This window comes from Acinetobacter sp. VT 511 (assembly GCF_001077515.1).
Classification (GTDB): Bacteria; Pseudomonadota; Gammaproteobacteria; order Pseudomonadales; family Moraxellaceae; genus Acinetobacter; species Acinetobacter schindleri.
This window is the reverse complement of record NZ_LFRE01000112.1, coordinates 1-362: the sequence shown is the minus strand read 5'-3', so window position 1 is coordinate 362 and position 362 is coordinate 1. Positions and strand designations below refer to the sequence as shown.

General features: G+C 42.8%; 1 protein-coding gene. It reads left to right on the top strand.

All coding sequences use genetic code 11. From position 1 onward, the window contains the following. A partial coding sequence (locus tag ACS72_RS18475) for a hypothetical protein (protein ID WP_212771721.1) occupies positions 1 to 184 on the top strand: 184 nt, incomplete at its 5' end. Positions 185 to 362 lie beyond the last annotated feature (178 nt).

Here is a 362-nt window from a genome sequence, read left to right as displayed (position 1 = left end):
CGTAAAGGTCGGCTGCCTGCCAAAAGGTAATCGGATTATGTTCAGCCCACTTCGGCATGTTTCCATAAGCCCTATGTTCAAGATCAGTTTCTCCCTGTTCCTGTTTCAGCTTCTTTTCTTCATCACGATCTATATATTCGGCATGCGGTTTTGCTTTACCTGCCTTACCGACTTTGACACTTAAACGAGCAATCGCAATTAGGTTTTATCCTGTTCCTTTTTTCGGTTGCGCTCTTTCTTAAACGCTCTTTGATCAAGTATCGAAGCCCACATCATAATGATGATGATTAGCGGGGCTGCGATCACGCCAAAAGTAATATCTTTGTTTTTTCCCTATACCTGTTTTAGTTGCATGCTGTTGC